The organism is Paratractidigestivibacter sp. (assembly GCF_052362415.1).
Lineage (GTDB): Bacteria > Actinomycetota > Coriobacteriia > Coriobacteriales > Atopobiaceae > Paratractidigestivibacter.
The window spans coordinates 1-840 of the sequence record NZ_DAWEMK010000175.1 but is presented as its reverse complement, the minus strand read 5'-3'; the positions used below and the strand labels follow the sequence as shown (position 1 = coordinate 840).

Below are 840 nucleotides of genomic sequence, written 5' to 3'. Positions count from 1 at the left end.
CTCAACGACGCCGTCTGCCGGCGCCCGCAGCACGCGCTCACCGGCGTAGCCGCCGATGAGGCCGGGGATGGCGGTGTTGGCGATGGGCGAGCCCTTGTAATAAACGCGCCCCAGGTAGTGGCCGCGCATGGTCTCGACGGCGGCGTCGACGTCCACCGGCGCGGTGAAGCCCGGGCCCACGCCGATGACCACGGGGGCCATGCCGCGCGTGGTGCCGAGGTTCTTCTTTGCGAGGATCGCGTCGACGAGGACGTCGGGCGCGAGCTCGGGCGCCATGCGAGCCTCCGCGTCAACGACGACGGCGACGTCGCCGGCAGCCACGGCGGCGCGCACGGCGGCCGCGTCGGCGCAGAGCACGCCGCGGACGTCCTCGACGGTGGTCTCGCCCAGGCGGATGGCTTCGCTGAAGCAGACAGTGCGGCGGATGGACGTGGGAACGGCCAAGTCCGCCATGACAACCTGCATGCCGCAGCGGTGCAGGCGCAGCGCGATGCCGGTGGCGATATCCCCCGCGCCGCGAACGTAAACCAACATGGATGCCTCCTCGGCTGTCGTACAATCTTTTGGTAATGCTAACAGATTCTCTTGCGTGCGTTATATCGGCTTTACAGTAACGGTTAGCTGCGGCAATACTTCGTTTTAGGGTAATTTTTCAGACAGCTTCTTACTTTTAGTTAGGTGAGCAAATGAAGTTGCAGGATGCATTGGGAATCCCCCGGGGGATCACCTCTGTGATCGGCGGCGGCGGAAAGACGACGCTGCTCTCCGCGCTCGCGCGCGAGCTGGCTGGCGGCGGCGCCACGGTGGCCCTCACCACGTCGACGCACTTCTTGCCCTTCG

1 protein-coding gene and 1 pseudogene are annotated in these 840 nt (G+C 66.0%); one reads left to right on the top strand and one right to left on the bottom strand.

The features are described from left to right. Window positions 1–534, bottom strand: a 534-nt coding sequence (gene yqeB, locus ACT84W_RS10555; RefSeq protein WP_444329183.1) for a selenium-dependent molybdenum cofactor biosynthesis protein YqeB, incomplete at its 3' end; no start/stop codon positions are given. Between the two features lie 152 nt (window positions 535–686). Here yqeB and ACT84W_RS10550 point away from each other — a divergent pair. Continuing rightward, window positions 687–840 (top strand): annotated as a pseudogene (locus ACT84W_RS10550) (selenium cofactor biosynthesis protein YqeC); the annotation flags it as partial.